This is a genomic window from Microbacterium sp. Root322, assembly GCF_001425645.1.
In the GTDB taxonomy this organism is placed as follows: domain Bacteria; phylum Actinomycetota; class Actinomycetes; order Actinomycetales; family Microbacteriaceae; genus Microbacterium; species Microbacterium maritypicum.
This window is the reverse complement of the sequence record NZ_LMCS01000003.1, coordinates 37,377-53,082: the sequence shown is the minus strand read 5'-3', so window position 1 is coordinate 53,082 and position 15,706 is coordinate 37,377. Positions and strand designations below refer to the sequence as shown.

Annotated in this window: 19 protein-coding genes; 10 read left to right on the top strand and 9 right to left on the bottom strand. The window is 68.6% G+C overall.

Annotated elements, in window-relative coordinates; genetic code table 11:
- Positions 1 to 3 precede the first annotated feature (3 nt).
- Positions 4 to 660, top strand: coding sequence for a GntR family transcriptional regulator (locus tag ASC55_RS12660; protein WP_055869235.1), 657 nt, complete (start codon positions 4 to 6; stop codon positions 658 to 660).
- Positions 661 to 685: 25 nt separating this feature from the next.
- Here ASC55_RS12660 and ASC55_RS12655 read toward each other — a convergent pair whose 3' ends face one another.
- On the bottom strand, positions 686 to 958 hold the full coding sequence (locus tag ASC55_RS12655; protein WP_082524353.1) for a response regulator transcription factor: 273 nt from the start codon (positions 956 to 958) through the stop codon (positions 686 to 688).
- Between the two features lie 156 nt (positions 959 to 1,114).
- On the opposite strand from ASC55_RS12655, the gene ASC55_RS12650 reads away from it, so the two are divergent.
- Positions 1,115 to 1,366 carry a hypothetical protein gene (locus ASC55_RS12650; RefSeq protein ID WP_157559459.1) on the top strand — a complete coding sequence of 84 codons (252 nt, stop codon included), beginning with the start codon at positions 1,115 to 1,117 and terminating at the stop codon, positions 1,364 to 1,366.
- 3 nt (positions 1,367 to 1,369) lie between these two features.
- On the opposite strand, the gene ASC55_RS12645 is transcribed toward ASC55_RS12650, so the two are convergent.
- From ASC55_RS12645 to ASC55_RS12630, 4 genes are read right to left on the bottom strand one after another with little or no spacing between them, the layout of a single operon-like run.
- Complete coding sequence (locus ASC55_RS12645; protein WP_055876267.1) at positions 1,370 to 3,007, bottom strand: amylo-alpha-1,6-glucosidase; 1,638 nt, start codon at positions 3,005 to 3,007, stop codon at positions 1,370 to 1,372.
- Positions 3,007 to 3,951: a carbohydrate ABC transporter permease gene (locus ASC55_RS12640; RefSeq protein ID WP_017831192.1), complete on the bottom strand. Its 945-nt coding sequence runs from the start codon at positions 3,949 to 3,951 to the stop codon at positions 3,007 to 3,009. Before ASC55_RS12640 ends, ASC55_RS12645 begins: the two co-directional genes overlap by 1 nt.
- The gene (locus tag ASC55_RS12635; RefSeq protein ID WP_017831191.1) at positions 3,948 to 4,910 is read right to left on the bottom strand and encodes a carbohydrate ABC transporter permease; all 963 of its coding nucleotides are present in this window, start codon (positions 4,908 to 4,910) and stop codon (positions 3,948 to 3,950) included. Before ASC55_RS12635 ends, ASC55_RS12640 begins: the two co-directional genes overlap by 4 nt.
- A 5-nt stretch (positions 4,911 to 4,915) precedes the next feature.
- Positions 4,916 to 6,229 carry an ABC transporter substrate-binding protein gene (locus ASC55_RS12630; protein WP_055869232.1) on the bottom strand — a complete coding sequence of 438 codons (1,314 nt, stop codon included), beginning with the start codon at positions 6,227 to 6,229 and terminating at the stop codon, positions 4,916 to 4,918.
- A 163-nt stretch (positions 6,230 to 6,392) separates the two neighbouring features.
- On the opposite strand from ASC55_RS12630, the gene ASC55_RS12625 reads away from it, so the two are divergent.
- From ASC55_RS12625 to ASC55_RS12605, 5 genes are all read left to right on the top strand, one after another.
- Entirely contained in the window at positions 6,393 to 6,836 is a 444-nt protein-coding gene (locus ASC55_RS12625; protein WP_055876264.1) for a hypothetical protein, read from the top strand.
- 79 nt (positions 6,837 to 6,915) lie between these two features.
- Entirely contained in the window at positions 6,916 to 7,986 is a 1,071-nt protein-coding gene (locus tag ASC55_RS12620; protein WP_055876262.1) for a M4 family metallopeptidase, read from the top strand.
- Complete coding sequence (locus ASC55_RS12615; protein WP_017831187.1) at positions 7,961 to 8,266, top strand: protealysin inhibitor emfourin; 306 nt, start codon at positions 7,961 to 7,963, stop codon at positions 8,264 to 8,266. Before ASC55_RS12620 ends, ASC55_RS12615 begins: the two co-directional genes overlap by 26 nt.
- A gap of 60 nt (positions 8,267 to 8,326) precedes the next feature.
- On the top strand, positions 8,327 to 8,662 hold the full coding sequence (locus tag ASC55_RS12610; RefSeq protein ID WP_055876259.1) for a hypothetical protein: 336 nt from the start codon (positions 8,327 to 8,329) through the stop codon (positions 8,660 to 8,662).
- A gap of 83 nt (positions 8,663 to 8,745) precedes the next feature.
- Positions 8,746 to 8,997: a hypothetical protein gene (locus tag ASC55_RS12605; RefSeq protein ID WP_055869227.1), complete on the top strand. Its 252-nt coding sequence runs from the start codon at positions 8,746 to 8,748 to the stop codon at positions 8,995 to 8,997.
- On the opposite strand, the gene ASC55_RS12600 is transcribed toward ASC55_RS12605, so the two are convergent.
- The 4 genes from ASC55_RS12600 to ASC55_RS12585 all read right to left on the bottom strand — a co-directional run bounded on the left by ASC55_RS12600 (position 8,949) and on the right by ASC55_RS12585 (position 13,031).
- Positions 8,949 to 10,028 (bottom strand): mechanosensitive ion channel family protein, encoded by a 1,080-nt coding sequence (locus ASC55_RS12600; RefSeq protein WP_055869226.1) that lies wholly within the window; start codon positions 10,026 to 10,028, stop codon positions 8,949 to 8,951. The two genes, ASC55_RS12605 and ASC55_RS12600, sit on opposite strands and share 49 nt — an antisense overlap.
- A gap of 108 nt (positions 10,029 to 10,136) precedes the next feature.
- Positions 10,137 to 10,943, bottom strand: coding sequence for a siderophore-interacting protein (locus ASC55_RS12595; protein ID WP_055876255.1), 807 nt, complete (start codon positions 10,941 to 10,943; stop codon positions 10,137 to 10,139).
- Complete coding sequence (locus ASC55_RS12590) at positions 10,936 to 11,985, bottom strand: FecCD family ABC transporter permease (protein ID WP_055876252.1); 1,050 nt, start codon at positions 11,983 to 11,985, stop codon at positions 10,936 to 10,938. Before ASC55_RS12590 ends, ASC55_RS12595 begins: the two co-directional genes overlap by 8 nt.
- Complete coding sequence (locus ASC55_RS12585) at positions 11,982 to 13,031, bottom strand: FecCD family ABC transporter permease (RefSeq protein WP_055876248.1); 1,050 nt, start codon at positions 13,029 to 13,031, stop codon at positions 11,982 to 11,984. The genes ASC55_RS12590 and ASC55_RS12585 overlap by 4 nt, the downstream gene beginning before the upstream one ends.
- Before the next feature lie 40 nt (positions 13,032 to 13,071).
- Here ASC55_RS12585 and ASC55_RS12580 point away from each other — a divergent pair, with 40 nt between their 5' ends.
- The 3 genes from ASC55_RS12580 (at position 13,072) to ASC55_RS12570 (ending at position 15,696) form a co-directional block, all read left to right on the top strand.
- Positions 13,072 to 14,028: an ABC transporter substrate-binding protein gene (locus ASC55_RS12580; RefSeq protein ID WP_055876244.1), complete on the top strand. Its 957-nt coding sequence runs from the start codon at positions 13,072 to 13,074 to the stop codon at positions 14,026 to 14,028.
- A gap of 71 nt (positions 14,029 to 14,099) precedes the next feature.
- Positions 14,100 to 14,882 carry an ABC transporter ATP-binding protein gene (locus ASC55_RS12575; RefSeq protein ID WP_055876241.1) on the top strand — a complete coding sequence of 261 codons (783 nt, stop codon included), beginning with the start codon at positions 14,100 to 14,102 and terminating at the stop codon, positions 14,880 to 14,882.
- 34 nt (positions 14,883 to 14,916) lie between these two features.
- Positions 14,917 to 15,696 (top strand): ribonuclease H family protein, encoded by a 780-nt coding sequence (locus tag ASC55_RS12570; protein ID WP_055876238.1) that lies wholly within the window; start codon positions 14,917 to 14,919, stop codon positions 15,694 to 15,696.
- The last annotated feature ends 10 nt before the right edge of the window (positions 15,697 to 15,706 follow it).

Sequence of the window (15,706 nt, the reverse complement as noted above, 5' to 3'; positions counted from 1 at the left end):
CGCATGGCGATCGAACGCAAGAACCTGCGCTCGCAGGTTCGGCAGGAGCTGCTGAACCGCATGCGCGCCGGACTCGTGCAGCCCGGCGAGGGCATCAACGAGGTCCAGCTCGCCACCGAACTCGGCGTGAGCCGCACGCCCCTGCGTGAGGCGCTCATCGCCCTCGAGTCGGAGGGGCAGATCGAGAGCGAGAACGGCAAGGGCTTCCGGTTCGTGCCGCTCAGCGCCTCCGAGTTCCGCGATCTGGCCCCTGTCCTGGCGGCGCTCGAGAGCCTCGCGATCGAGCTCAGCCCGCCCGACGAGCTGCGTCGCATCGGCGGACGGCTCAAGGAGATGGCCGACGCCTTCGCCGATGAGCTCGTGGAGCATCAGCTCGTCATCACCAAGGACGACGAGTGGCACAGCGTGATGCTGTCGGCCTGCCCGAACGCCCGGCTCCTGGCCGTGATCGACAACGTGCGCAGCTCGTTCCACCGCTACGAGTCGCTGCTCGTGCCCGAAGACGTCAAGGTCGAACGCGTCGCCGCCGAGCACGTCGAGATCGCCCGCCACCTCGCCGACGGCGACATCCCCGGCGCCGTCGAGGCCCTCAAGCTGAACTGGATGCACGGCATGCAGCGCATCCTCGACAACGCCACGAGCTCGTACTTCACGGCGTAGAACCCGGGTCGCCGGATTACGCGCATCAGATGGTAACGATTCCCATTCGGCTGGCCTTGATCAGCACCTGCACGCGATCGCGCGACTCCCATTTCGTCATGATGCTGCTCAGATGAGCTTTCACGGTGCGCTCTCCGATGCATAGCTCTCGCGCGATCTCGCTGTTCGGGAGGCCCTGGGCGAGGTGTTCGACGACCTCGAGCTCACGTCCCGTGAGTTCCTGGTCCACGGGCAGCGCCAGGTTCGCCGGCCTCCCGGCGCTAGCGGAAGCTGCTGAACTCGGAGAGGAGATGGCCATGCATCTTCGCGAGACCGGTGCCGACGTGGAAGTCACGATCGCGTCGGGTGCGGGGCACCAAGTCCTCGACGCGGATGAGGACCTGCACGATCAGCTGCTGCGTTTCGCGCAGCGGGTCGCGGCAGGTTATCCTCGGGACACAGGGAGGGGAGCGACATGACGAGAAAATCGGCATTGCGGGTCTTCGGTTTCACAGCGATCACCCTCGCCGGCATCGGCTCGCTGACATCGTTCTCCGTCGTCCGTGCAGGTGGCGCCGAGGGAGCCTCGTACCTCATCGTGAACATCGCGCTGACCGTCACCGGTGCGATCCTGCTGGTGCTGGCCGCGCGGAGGCGGCCTGAACGGAACAAAGACCTCCGCATGTCCTCCGAGACGTCTGCCGACGGGACTCCACCTGCGGAGTAGCCGTCAGGCGCTCAGCCTGACCGCCAGGTCGATGAACAGCGCGGCCGACCAGCCGAAGGCGGTGGTGGCGGTGCGGGCCTTCTGGCCCGTCTGCGGATTGAAGTACTCGTGCGGGCCCCCGCCGTGGATCACCAGGGCCACGGTCTGCTCACGCAGCTCCCGCGCGCGCTCGGGATGCCCCGACGCCTCCAGCCCCTCGGCGACGAGCATGCTCGTGTTGACCCACACCGGTCCGCGCCACATGCGCTCCTCCGAGAAATCGGGATCGGAGGCCGCGACGGTCGGCAGCCCCCAGGGCAGGGCGAAGCGCTCGGGGTCGTCGACGGCCTGACGCAGCGCCGCGGCGATGGGAGCCGGCAACGTGCCCGTGAGCAGCGGCATCAGCCCGACGACGGTGTCGCTGAGCTGCGGCTCTCCGCCGCCGAAGGCGAGGAACCGGCTCCGCTCGGGATCCCACATGCGCAGCAGCAGCTCCTGCGTGGTCTCGGCCCGCGCACGAAACCGCTCCACGTCGGCATCCGGCTCGTACTTCACCAGCAGGGAGGCGAGCTCCCGATCCTGCTGCACGAGGTAGGCGCCGAGGTCTGGAGCCGCGGTCGGCAGGGGACCGTCGAAGATCGGGCTGTCGTCGAGCCCGGAGGAGTACGGATGCCCGTACTCGGGCATCCCGTCGTGGTCGAGGTCACTCCCGGCGAACCACCAGTCCTGCGAGCGCACGATGCGGGCCAGCTGCGTACGCGCATAGTCGGGAGCATCCTCGACCTCGAGCACCTTGCGCAGCGCCCACGCGGCGAGCGGCGGCTTGGTCAGGGGCACGGGCGCACTCGGATCGGCGATCTGCGATCCGGCACGACGCAGGTTCGCGCGGTCGCTCTCGGGAAGGTCGTCGCTGGTAGCCAGCACTCCGAGCTCGTGCACGACATCGGGCAGCTGCCCGTCGGGCTGCGGGAACCGGAAGGCGATATCAAGCTGCTCACGAGCGAGCTCGGGGTCGCCGTGCCGCAGGCCGACGGCGATGAAGTAGGCATCCCACTGCCAGAGACCGACGTAGCCGATCTTCGACGGCACGATCGCCCTGGCATCGCCCAGCGACGGCAGCTCGACGATGTTCGCGCCGAGCACCCACCAGCACAACGCCGTCATCTCCTGCAGATCCTCGCGCACGCTCGGGCACTTCGCGAACCAGTCGGCCCAGATCGCCTCGGTCGCGGCGAGCGCTGCGCAGTGGTCTCCGCTCTCCACCGCGACGGCACGATCCGCGGCGACGTGCAGCCGGATGCCGTCGCCGAGCAGATACTCCTCGACATGACCGTCCGGACGCCGCAGCCGCACCCGCGCCCCCGGTTCTCCCCCGAGGCTCAGCGTCGACGGATCGGCGAAGGTCAGCGTCGCGGCAGCAGCGCCGAACGTCACTCGCGCAGGATGCACGTCGGTCACCGGAAGCACCTCGCCCCCGGCGCCGATCACGGTCAGCGCATCCAGCACCCGGCAGTCCGACAGCCGTCGCTCGTACTCCGAGGTGTGCACGCGCACGCCCTCGCCGTCGTCGGCGCGGAACACCAGCACGCGCGAGCGCGGCAGCGTGAAGGGCGCGGACACGAGGTCGAGGCGGCGCCCGGCGAGCGCGGCGGCATCCGTCATCATCGCCCTCCGAGTCCCGAGGCGGCCATGCTGTTGAGGATCTTGCGCTGACCGATCACGAACACGATCAGCATCGGCACGGTCGCGATCGCGGAAGCCGCCATCACGAGTCCGTAGTTGATGGAGCCCTGCTGGCCCTCGAAAGCGTTCAGGAGGAGCGGCACAGTGAACAGGTCGGGCGAGTTCAACAGAACGAGCGGGAACAGGAAGGCGTTCCACACGTCGAGTGCCACGATGATGCTGAGCGCCGCGAGACCGGGCTTGAGGTTCGGGAGCACGACGCTCCAGAAGATGCGCCAGCGGCCGGCGCCGTCGACGATGGCCGCCTCTTCCAGTTCCCGTGGCAGGGCGAGCACGAACTGCCGCATCAGGAACACCGCGAAGGGGTTCGCCATGATGCCGGGCACGATCAGCGCGAGGTGCGAGTCGACCCAGCCGAGGTTCGACATCAGCAGATAGAACGGGATCAGCGTCACCTGCTTCGGGATCATCTGCGTCGCGAGGAAGACGATGAAGAGCACCTTGCTGCCGCGGAACCGGATCCGCGCGAACGCATATCCCGCCATCGACGCCGTGAGCAGCGTGCCGACCACCACGAGGATCGCGATGTACGCGCTGTTCAGGTACGCCTGACCGAACGGGACCGCGTTCCAGGCCTGCGTGTAGTTCTCGAAGGTCCAGGGATCAGGGAGGAACTGCAGCGGGTTCTTCAGCAGCTGCGGCAGGGTCTTGAACGAGGTCAGCAGCATCCAGACGAACGGGAACACCATGCCGATCCCTGCCACCACGAGCACCACGTGCAGCAGGGTCGACCCGAACCGGCGGCGCGCGCGATCGACGGAGGGGCCTCCCCGCCCGCGCGAGCGGTATCCGGGCGCGGTGATGGCGATGGTGGAGTCGGTCGCCGGAGCGGGGCCGGTCAGCGGAGGAGTCTGAATGCTCATGCGGGGTCATCCTCGTAGTGGACGAACTTCTTCTGCGCGCCGAACTGCACCGCGGTGATGACGAGCGTCAGCAGCAGCAGGATGATGCTCGCGGCACTCGACGGACCGAACTCAAAGCGCCCGAAGCCCAGATCGAAGATGTGATAGACGATGGTGCGGGTCGCGTTGTCGGGGCCGGCGTCCTGCACCAGCACGTAGACCGTGTCGAACGTCTGCAGGGAGGAGATGAAGGCGACCACCGACGAGAAGAACACGATCGGGGAGAGCAGCGGCAGGCGGATGCTCGTGAACAGCCTCCAGGGCCCTGCGCCGTCGATGCGGGCGGCCTCGATCACCGAGGGGGAGATGTTCTGCAGCCCGGCGAGGAAGATCACGACGTTGAGGCCCATCGACGACCAGATGGTGACGATGCAGACAGCGAGGAGGGCGAGCTTCGGGTCCTGCAGCCAATCGGGCGGGGTGACCCCGAAGACCTTCGAGATCGTCGTCGACAGCAGCCCGTCGGAGCGGAACATCTGCTGCCAGATCATCGCCACCGCGACCGTGGAGGTCACGACCGGGGCGAAGAACAGGATCAGGTAGAGCGTGCGCGTCTTGAGCTTCTCGAGCGCGACGGCGACGATCACCGAGAGTCCGAGGCCGATCGGCACCGTGACGATCGCGATGATGAGCGTGTTGAGGATCGCGCGACCGAGGAGCGGGTCGGTCAGCTGATCGGCGAAGTTGGCGAAACCCACCCAGGTGAGGTCGGTCAGACCGTCCCAGTCCGCGAACGCGAGCACCAGGCTGGCGGCGAACGGCAGCACGACGAACAGCCCCATGCCGATCATCTGAGGGCCGACGAAGACGTAGCCCCACAGGCGGTCGCGGCGACGCCAGAGCGCCTCCTTGCGCAGGGGCGGGGCGGATGCCGCAGGGGTGACCTGCGGCATCCGCCCGTTCTCGGTGAGAGTGCTCACTCGTTCTACTCCGACCGTTCCTTGACCAGGTCGGCGATGGTGTCGAGCGTCTCCTGTGCGTCGGCCTTGCCCTGGTAGAGCTTCAGGAACTCATCGGCGATGGCGGTCGGCAGGCCGGGCACGCGTGCCTCGGCGGGGTAGTCCTCGAAACCGATGTCGCGCATGTCGAGGAAGGTCTGGGCGTGTGCGGGATAGTCGCCCTCGAGCACGACCTCGTCGGCGCCCTTGATCGAGGGGACCGCGTTGCCGCCGCCCTGCAGACGGAAGGTCTGCCCCTCGGCGGAGAGGAACTCGGTCCAGAACGTGAAGGCCGCGTCCTTCACCTTGGTCTTGCCGTTGATCGCGAGGAAGCTGGTCGCCACGCCCGTGGGAGCGGCTTCGCCGTCGGGAGTCGGCCACTGCACGATGTCGTAGCTGTCCTGCTCGCCCGTCGCATCGACCGTGCCGATCGTGTAGCGGCCCTGCACGAAGAAGCCGGCCTTGTGCGTGACGAACACGCTGTCGGCGCCGGCGCCGTCAGGGAGCGTGTCGGCGACGACGAAGGTGCCGTCCTCGAACAGGTCGCCGAGCTGCTGCACCGACTCGACGGTGTCGGCATCCTTGTTCGCGACGAAGGCTCCGGAATCGTCATAGGGAGCATCGAGGCCCTGCGACGAGAGCCAGCTCCAGTGCGTCGCCCAGTAGTTCCAGTACATGGTGCCGGTGAGACCCGCGTCGTGGAGCTTCTTGTTCATCTCCAGGAACTTGTCGGTGGTCCACTCGCCGTTCTCGGCCAGGGTCGCGGGGTCCTCGGTGATCCCGGCGGTCGCCAGCGCCTGCTTGTCGTACCAGAACACGTCGGGGTTGGAGTCGTTCGGCGCAGCGTAGACCTCTCCGTCGTTCTCGGCGGCGCCGAAGAGACCGGGGAAGAAGTCGTCCTTCTTTGTCTTGCTGTCCTTCGAGTCCATCAGCTCGCTGAGCGGCATCAGGCGCTTCGAGTCGACGAACTGACCGATCTTGTCGTCACCGACGTAGAACACGTCGGGCGCGGTGTTGCTGGTGAGCTGCGCGAGCAGCTTGGAGTGGTAGTCGCCGTAGTCGGCGACGGGCTGCAGCTTAACGGTGATGTCGGGGTGGCGCTTCATGAAGTCCTTGTTGAACTCCTCGTAGCGGGTGAGCTCGTCGGCCGTGCCCCAGGTGGACCAGACGACCGTGGCCTTGCCGTCGGCGTCGACACCCCCTCCGCCTCCTCCGCCCCCACCGCTGCACGCGGCGAGTCCGAGTGCCAGAGCGCCGGCGGCACCCAGTGCCAGATACCGCGTCACGTTCGCACGTGCCATCTCGCTACCTCTTTCATCATTGGAAGATCTAGGTCGGGATCACCCCTTCGGGCGTACTGGTATTCTGTATACAGAACGCAATCCTGTCAAGGATCGCCGGTCCGGATCGCTCCATCGAGACCATCCCGTGACGTGCCGGTCACCCGTGGCGCAGACTGGATGCATGACCGATTCCGATCCGCACCTGCTCGGCCCCGGACTCCTGCCGACGCCGTTCACCGCCGCCGAGATCCGCGACGCCACCGGAACAGGCACCGTGATCCGGCTTCTGTTGGAAGGCCCCGACGGCCCGATGGCCGAGCACGTCAACCGCTTCCACGACACCGATGACGAGGGAGCGACCCTCGACCGCTGGGCCGCGGAGGACCCCAAGGCCGTCGTCTCGAACCGGGTGACCTGGGCCGAGCTGCAGGGCCATGCCGCCTTCGACGCCGGCACCACGAGCGTGTCGACCGTGAACCTGTCGACACCGCTCGGCGCGCTCACCTGCCGCCGGTACGACACCGACGACGGCATCTTCTGGTTCTCGATCGACCACCCGGGCATGCCCGTGCAGTACGAGTCCGACGGACTGCGTACGACCGTTCTGAGCATCGAGCGCGACTGACCGCGGCGTCGACCGGAGACGTTCCCCGGAACGCGGGCGAGACCGCTCGAACGTCGGCCCTCCGGCGTAGGGTCGCAGCATGAGCAGCACAGCATCCGCACAACATCATGGAGTGGTCCCCTCCTATCTGCTCGCGCGCCTGGCCGAGTCGGGTCGTTTCCCGAAGGCCGCGGCCGCCGCACGGCAGACGCTCACGGCCGGCCGCCCGCCGTTCCGCGCGCGCATCGACTTCTCGATCGACGAGAACGGCGACCTCGTGGCGCAGCTGTCCGAGGCCCCGAACCGCACGATCAGCGATGCGGGCAACACGCAGCAGCTGCCGGGCGCGATCGTGCGCGGCGAAGACGACGGCCCCGTCGAAGACCCCGCGGTCAACGAGGCCTTCGACGGACTCGGCGCCACGTTCGAGATGCTCCTGGCCGCCTTCGATCGCAACTCGCTCGACGATGCCGGGGCGCCGCTCGATGCGACCGTGCACTACGGCGTCGACTACGACAACGCGTTCTGGGACGGCGAGCGTATGGTGTTCGGCGACGGCGACGGCGAGGTGTTCCAGCACTTCACCGGCTCGCTCACCGTCATCGGACACGAACTCGCGCACGGCGTCGTGCAGCACACCGCGAACCTCGAGTACCAGGGCCAGCCCGGCGCACTGAACGAGTCGATCGCCGATGTGTTCGGCGCCCTGACCGAGCAGTACGCCCTCGGCCAGACGGCCGACCAGGCGACGTGGCTGATCGGCGCCGAGATCTTCACCGACGCCGTCGAGGGCGCGGCTCTGCGTTCGATGATCGCGCCGGGCACCGCCTACGACGACGACGAGCTCGGCAAAGACCCGCAGCCCGACCACATGAGCGGCTTCGTGCGCACCACGGAAGACAACGGCGGAGTGCACATCAACTCCGGAATCCCCAACCGCGCGTTCGCCCTCTTCGCGATCGACCTCGGTGGCAAGGCGTGGGAACGCGCGGGCACCGTCTGGTATCGCGCGCTCACGGGCGGCCTGTCGAGCACCGCGACCTTCACGCAGTTCGCCGATGCCACCGTCGCCGCGGCCGCAGCCGTCGATGCCGCCACAGCCGCAGCGGCTCGACGCGCGTGGACGACCGTGGGAGTCTATGGAGATGAGCGAGTCCCCTCCACCGACTGACGCGCAGGTCGCGATCGCGGTGGTGCGCACCGGCGGCATCGCCGGCATCCGCCGGCAATGGCGGGTGGAGGCCGCGCCCGACGATGCGGTGCACTGGATCGACCTGATCGACCGCTGCCCGTGGGACCAGGAGACGGACGCCGGATCCGGCGCCGACCGGTTCGTGTGGAGCATCCGGGCGCGCACACCGTCGGAGCGCCGCGAACGGGAGCTGCCCGACTCGGCGCTCGACGGCCCCTGGCGCGCGCTCGTCGAAGCCGTGCGTGCGGCCTCCGTCTGAGGCCCCACCGACGTACGCTCGCAGATGAGCCGTCGACCGACGGCGCATAGAAGGGGGATCATGCCGACGATAGAAGAAGCCGAACGGCTGCTCGGCGCGGCACGCGAGGCACACACCCGCGGCGACCCCCTGCTGCACCTGCAGGTCGAGGTCAGCCGTCTCACCGGAGCACCGTCATCGTGGGGTTCGGCGGCGAACGAGTGCCTCCAGAACGAGAGCGTCGGCTACTTCCTCGGCGAGGTCGAGCGCGTCGGCTGGCGACTCGAGCACACCGGATACGCCTTCGTCGACTCGGGCGCGACCACATCCGATCGGGTGATGAGCACCGGAACGGGTGTGGTGAATCACGGGGCCGTGTCGGGATATTTCACCTTCCGCCGTGCGGCCACGGCCTGACGTCGTCACCCGCGCGGGCCGCATCCGATCAATCCTGTGTGAATCCGGCCTCTTCGCCGCGACGCGGGTTCACAATGGAACCCATGGGACTGTTTCAGCAGAAGCCTGAAGAGCAAGAGAACCAGTGGGTGCTGCCCTCGGAGCCGCTCGAGCGCTCCGAGACAGATGTGCTCGACTCGGCACCGGTCGTCGATCCGCTGTCGATCGGCCTCGGCGCGGAGGCCAGCGGCGACCTGAGCTCCGTCCTGTTCCCGGTCGCACCTCCCGTTCCCGAGGCCGCCGCCACTCACGACTCCGCGGAGCCCACCTCCGATGAAGACCCCGGGGCCGACTGAAGCTCCATCCGTGTGCGGGGCAGCGCCTCGGGGTGCTCGCGCTGCAACCAGCTCATCATCTTCTCGCGCACCTCGCAGCGCAGCGCCCACTGATCGTCGGAGTCCTTCGCCGACATGACCAGTCGCACCGTGACGAACCCGCCCTGCGCATCGGTCACCAGAGCGCTCGCAGACCGGCGGTCCCACGCCGCTGACTCCTCGATGATCCGCTGGAACTCGGCCCGAAGTGGAGCCATCGGCACGCGCCAGTCCAGATCCAGGTACACCGTGCCGAGGATCTTGTCAGACCGCCGCGTCCACGTCTCGATCGGCCGTGAGGTGAAGTAGCCACAGGGGACGACCAACCGACGCTCGTCCCAGATGTACACGACCACGTACGACAGGTTGATCTCTCCGATACGACCCCATTCGCCTTCGATCACGACCACATCGCCGACTCTGATCGCGTCGGTGAACGCCACCTGCACCCCGGCGATCAGGTTGCCGAGGATCGACTGCGCCGCAAGGCCGGCGATGATGCTCGCGATCCCGGCAGAAGCGAGGAGGCTCGTGCCGACCGCCCGCATCTCAGGGAACGTGAACAGCACCGTCCCGAGCGCGAGCACGGCGATGGTGACGAGGACCAGCCTGTGGATCACCAGGAGCTGCGTGCGTCGCCGCCGAGCCTCCGGCCCGAACAGGACGGTCTCCTCGCGAGCGATGAGCCGTTCGAACCCGAACGAGATCGACGCGGCGAGCAACCACGAGCCTGTGAGGATCGTGGCGATCAGGAACAGTCTCGAGACCGGCGGCCACCATTCCTGTTCCGCCGGGGCCGTAACGGCGCAGCCGATCCAGACGGCGACGACCAGCGCTGTGGACGCCATCGCGCGTCTCACCCGGCGGGCGAACTCGCGAACCCATATCAGGCGGCGGCTGATCAGCGCCGTGAGCAGGTGCAGCAGTGTGAGGACGGCGGCCACCGAGACGATTGCGACGGCGATCGCCACCGTCGTGCCGAGCCAGGGTTCCCATTCGAAGCCGGAAGACATCCGTCCACCCTAGGCGGCGGCCCTCGATCACACGAACGAGCCGGAGGCGCGGGAAGTCGACGCTGCGCCCCGAGGCGGGACGCTCGCCGGCGGCGCCTGAAGGCGAGATCACCCCCGTGGTTCGCCCAGTCGCCAGTATCCCGAGAACGTGATGCGGTCCTTCGATACGCCGCGCTCGACGAGGTGTCGGCGGATCGCCTGCACCGCCAGGCGTTCTCCGCACACCCACGCGTAGTCGATCGCTTCGGGAAGCTCGGCGGCCTCCACCGCCTGCTGCAGCCGCGCCCCCGGCACCTCGCCGCGGCGCTCGATCCAGGTGACGGCGCCCGCCAGATCCTGCTTCTCCGCGGCATCCGCGATCTCGATGAAGGCATGGGTCTCCGGGGCATAGGTCGCCTCGAGGATGCGCGCGATCGCGGGCAGTGACGACTCATCGCCGATGATCACCCGCGCGCGCGTCTCGGGCGGGGGCGCATACAGTGCCGTGCACTCGCGGATGCCGAGGGCCGAGCCGACGCGCGCTCGTCCGGCGAATCGAGTTCCCGGGCCCTCGTCGCCGTGCACGACGAAGTCGACGTCGATCTCACGAGCCTCGGGCCGGTGGTTGCGCAACGTGTACCAGCGCAGATCCGGCCGCTCCTCCTCGGGGATGGCCGCGACAGCTGCACGGATGTTCTCCGTCCCATCGTTCGCGGGCAACACGAGCGGAACACTCTCATCCCGCGGCAGCAGCAACCCGAGGTACTCGTCGGGGCCCGCGGGTGCGTAATCCGCGAACTCCGCGGCCGAGATCGTGAGCCGCCGCATGTGCGGGGTGAGATCGCGTACGGCGGTGATCTCGGCGGCGAAGACGCGTGCTCCGGTGCGACGAGGACGCTGCGGTGCGCGGACGCGGTGGACGGTGCGCTCAGCCACGCCGAGCCCCCTCTCTCCAGAGCAGCCACAGGAAGAATGCGCCGCCGACGGTGATGGTGACGACTCCGACGGGGATCGGTGCCGGGAAGATGTTCTGCGCGAGCAGGTCGCTCGCGAGCAGCAGAAGCGCCCCCACGAGTCCCGAGGCGAGAAAGCTGGTCGTGCCGCTCAGACGCCGAGCGATATGCGGGGCGATCAGCGCGACGAACGAGATCGGGCCGGCGGTGGCCACCGCGACGGCGACCAGCAGCGTGGCGGCGGCGAGGAGAATCCATCGCGCACGCACGGTCCGAACGCCGAGGGCGGTCGAGACGCTGTCGCCGAGCGCCATCATCCGCGCGTCCGGAGACGCCACGATCAGTAGGGGCATGATCAGGAGCAGCGCGATCAGGGCCGGGAGGAGGTCACTCCATCCACGCCCCTGCAGCGAGCCGACCAGCCACGTCTGCGCCGTGGTGGCGCTCGCGACGAACACCTGGGTGAGCACGTAGTCGACGACGGCCATGGCGGTCGCCGACAGCGCGACCCCGGTGAGGATCAGCTGCACTCCGTGCAGGCCGGAGCGCGCAGTGAAGAGCACGATCACTCCCGCGATCACGAGAGCACCGACCACTGCGCCGAGAGCCGCCTGCGCAAGGGAGCCTCCGAGCACGAGCATCACGGTGACGGCGCCGACCGACGCCCCGCTGCTGATGCCGATCACGTCGGGGCTGGCGAGCGGGTTGCGGGTCAGACTCTGGAACACGGCGCCGGCGATCGCCAGGCTGGCACCGACCACGATCGCCACCAGGCTGCGCGGCAGGCGGCGCCCGAGCACGAAGAACCCGTCCAGCCGCTCCGGTGGGCGTCCGAGCAGCGTCTCGACCAGCGCTACGGGCGTGACGACGTACTCGCCGATCATGAGTGCGGCGATCAGCAGCACCAGCAGGGTGCCCGCGAGGACACCGCACACGACGGTCGTGCGGTGGCTGACTCGGAACGACCAGCGTGCTCCTCGGACTACGCGGTCGTCGGCCGTCAGGGTGTCGGTACGAAGGCTCACGAGATCCCCGCCGTCCGCTTGCCGACGACGAAGGCGATGAGCAGCGGGCCACCGATCAGAGCGGTGACGATACCGACCTGCACTTCGCCCCCTCCGCCGATCACACGGCCGAGAGTGTCGGCCAACAGCAGCATCGCCGGTGCGGCGAGCAGCGACAGCGGCAACACCAGGCGCAAGTCCGGCCCCACGAGCCGTCGGAGCAGGTGAGGGATGACGAGGCCTACGAACGCGATGGGTCCAGCGATCGCGGTCGCCGTGCCACACAGGAGCGTGACGGCGACGAGCACGAGCGCGCGCACGACACCGGGCTTCACCCCGAGCGCGATCGCACTGTCGTCGCCGAGCGCCATCAGATTCAGCGCAGGGCCGAGCAGCAGGGCGAGGGCCGCCCCGACGACGATGAAGCCCACGAGCGGCAGAGCCTCCTCCACCGGTCGGGCGGTGAGCGAACCGACCCGCCAGAAGCGGAATGCATCGAGCACGGTCTCGTCGGTGAGCACGATCGCCTGTGCGGCCCCAGCCAGGATGGCCGAGAACGCGACGCCCGCGAGGATCAGCCGCACGGGCGAGCCCGAGGCGAAACGGGTGCCGGAGAACCAGAAGATCACCGCGGAGGCGAGTGCGGCTCCGGCGAGCGCGAGCCAGATCGTGCCGTCGACGCCGAGCGCCCCGAGCACGCTCATGCCGGCCACGACGCCGAACGAGGCACCCGCACTGACACCGAGCATGCCCGGATCGGCGATGGGATTCCGGGTGAGCGCCTGCATCAGCACCCCGGCTGCACCGAGAGCGACGCCGCAGATCACGGCGTTGACCGTGCGGGTGACGCGGAGCTCGCCGACGATGTTCAGGACGTTCTGGTCGCCCGTGCCGAACAGCGAGAGCACGACCTCGTCGATAGGTACGAAGCGGGCGCCGACGGCGAGGCTCAGTGCGAGCGAGATGGCCAGCACCACCGACACCAGGATGATCCCGAACCAGGCCGGGAAACGGGATGCCGAGACCGGAGCGCGACGGCGCGCGACGATGGCGGTGTGGGAACTCATATTTGGATAGCCTAACCAAACATCGCTAGTGTCGTTACCCGTGAACAGACCTCTCCACACTCGCTTCCGTCCGCTCGCCACCGCTGCTGCTTCCCTGGCCGCAATCGCCCTGATCGCTACCGGATGCGCGGGCACCCCCGCTGCCGAGGAGTCCGCTCCCGACGCGAAAGACTCGAGCTACACGGTCGAGCATGCGATGGGCGAGACGGAGTTCGAGACTGTTCCCGAGCGCATCGTCGTGCTCGACTCCCCGCAGATGGACGCGCTGGTGGCCCTGGGCATCACCCCCGTCGGCGCGCCGGAGATCGGTGCGGGTCGCGGTTTCCCCGCGTACCTCGCCGACGACCTCGACGGGACAGAGTCCATCGGTTTCATCGCCGAGCCCGACGTCGACGCGATCGCCAACCTCGCCCCCGACCTCATCATCGGCTCGAAGGTGCGCCACGAAGCTCTCTACGAGGAGCTTTCGGCGATCGCCCCCACCGTCTTCTCCGAGGACACGGGCACCAACTGGACCGAGCAGGCCGTGCTGACCGCCGCCGCCGTGAAGCAGAGCGACGCGATGGACCAGCTGATCAAGGGCGTCGAGGATCGTGCCGCCGAGGTCGGCGCAGCGGTCGAGGCCGACGGCACCACCGCATCGATCGTGCGCTTCCGCGCCGACAACTTCCGCCTCTACGGCCCCGGCACGTTCTCGGGTTCGCTGCTCACCGACATGGGCTTCGACCTCGGCGCCGACCGCGACTGGAACGAGTACTCGATGATGGAGCTCAGCCCCGAGCTCTACGAACAGATCGACGGCGACGTGGTGTTCTACATGAGCCCCGGCGGAGACCCGAGCGCGACCACGCAGGAGCGGATCACGGGCCTCTGGGGCGCGCAGCCCGGCCCCGCAGGAGACAAGGCGTTCGAGGTCGAGGACGACACCTGGATGGTGGGCATCGGCGTGATCGGTGCGAACCTGGTGATCGATCAGGTCGAGGACCTGCTCGGCTGACTGACCGCATCCGAGGAGCGCAGCCGTCGCGGTCGCGACGGCTGCGCTCCTCTCCGGTGAATGAGGAAGACATGACCACGCAGCACCCGACGCTCGAAGCCCGCGGACTCGTCGTCGCCTACGACGGCAAGGTCGTCGTCGACGGGGTCGATCTCGCACTGCCCGAGGGGTCGTTCACGGTGATCCTCGGACCGAACGCCTCGGGCAAGTCGACCGTGCTGCGCGCGCTCGCCCGGGTGTTGAAGCCCGAATCCGGCGACGTGCTGTTCGACGGCCGCGCGCTCTCGGAGTACGGCTCCAAGGAGCTCGCCCGACGGATGGGCCTGTTGCCGCAGGACGCGATCGCCCCCGAGGGGATGCGGGTCGCCGACCTGGTCTCGCGCGGCAGGTACCCGCATCACTCGGCGCTGCAGCGCTGGACCTCCGCCGACGACGCCGCCACCCGCGAGGCCCTGGCGGCGACGAACACCGCCGATCTCGCTGAGCGCTACGTCGACCAGCTCTCCGGTGGTCAGCGGCAGCGGGTCTGGGTGGCGCTCCTGCTCGCCCAGCAGACCCCGGTGATGCTGCTCGACGAACCGACGACCTTCCTCGACATCGCTCACCAGTACGAACTGCTCGACCTGCTGCGAGCGCTCAACCAGCAGGGCAAGACGGTGATCGCCGTGCTGCACGACCTCAACCAGGCCGCTCGCTACGCCGACAACCTCGTGCTCATGAAGGAGGGCCGCGTTGTCGCCAGCGGCAACCCCTCCGAGCTGATCACGGCGGAGCGGGTCGGCGAGGTCTTCGGCATCGACGCGATCGTGACTCCGGACCCCGTGACCAGGACCCCCATGGTGATTCGTCGGTGACTTCGCCGTCGGCGCCCACGGCTACGGTTGAAGGATGACGATCACCGCCGCCGCAGACGGCTCCGCCCTGGGCAACCCCGGCCCCAACGGCTGGGCCTGGTACATCGACGACGAGAACTGGGCGGCCGGCGGATCCCCGCACGGCACCAACAACCAGGGCGAGCTTCGGGCCGTGCTCGAGCTGCTGCTCGCGACGGCGGGCACCGACGAGAAGCTGCTGATCGAATGCGACAGCCGCTACGTGATCGACTCCGTGACCAAGTGGATGCCGGGGTGGAAGCGCAAGGGCTGGCGCAAGTCCGACGGCGGGCCCGTGCTCAACCGCGACCTGCTGGAGGGCATCGATGAGGCCATCCGTGGCCGGAACGTCGAGTTCTCCTGGGTCAAGGGCCACGCAGGACACCCGCTGAACGAGGCCGCCGACGAGCGCGCGAACGCCGCGGCCAAGGCCTACCAGGCGAAGCAGGAACCGCGACGAGGGCCCGGCTTCACCCGCGCGGCAGACGCCGGAGCCGCCGTCGCCGCGTCGGCACCGGTCGCCGCATCGTCGTCCGCCGCATCGTCATCCGCGTCATCATCCGCATCGTCGAGCACGTCGGCTGCCGCAGCACCCGCGCCCTCCCCCGCGGCCCCGACGTCGGTCGCTGAGCCGCTCTGGGCCGAGGCCGCCGACCTCCTCGACGGGTGGGACGCACCGGCGGACGACCCGATCGAGCTGCGCATCCCCCTCTCCTCCGACGAGCACGCGCGGCTGCGCGACCGCGCCGAGGCTCAGGGCATCTCGCTCGAAGAGGCGCTCCGCCGCCTGATCTGAGCGCAGCGAC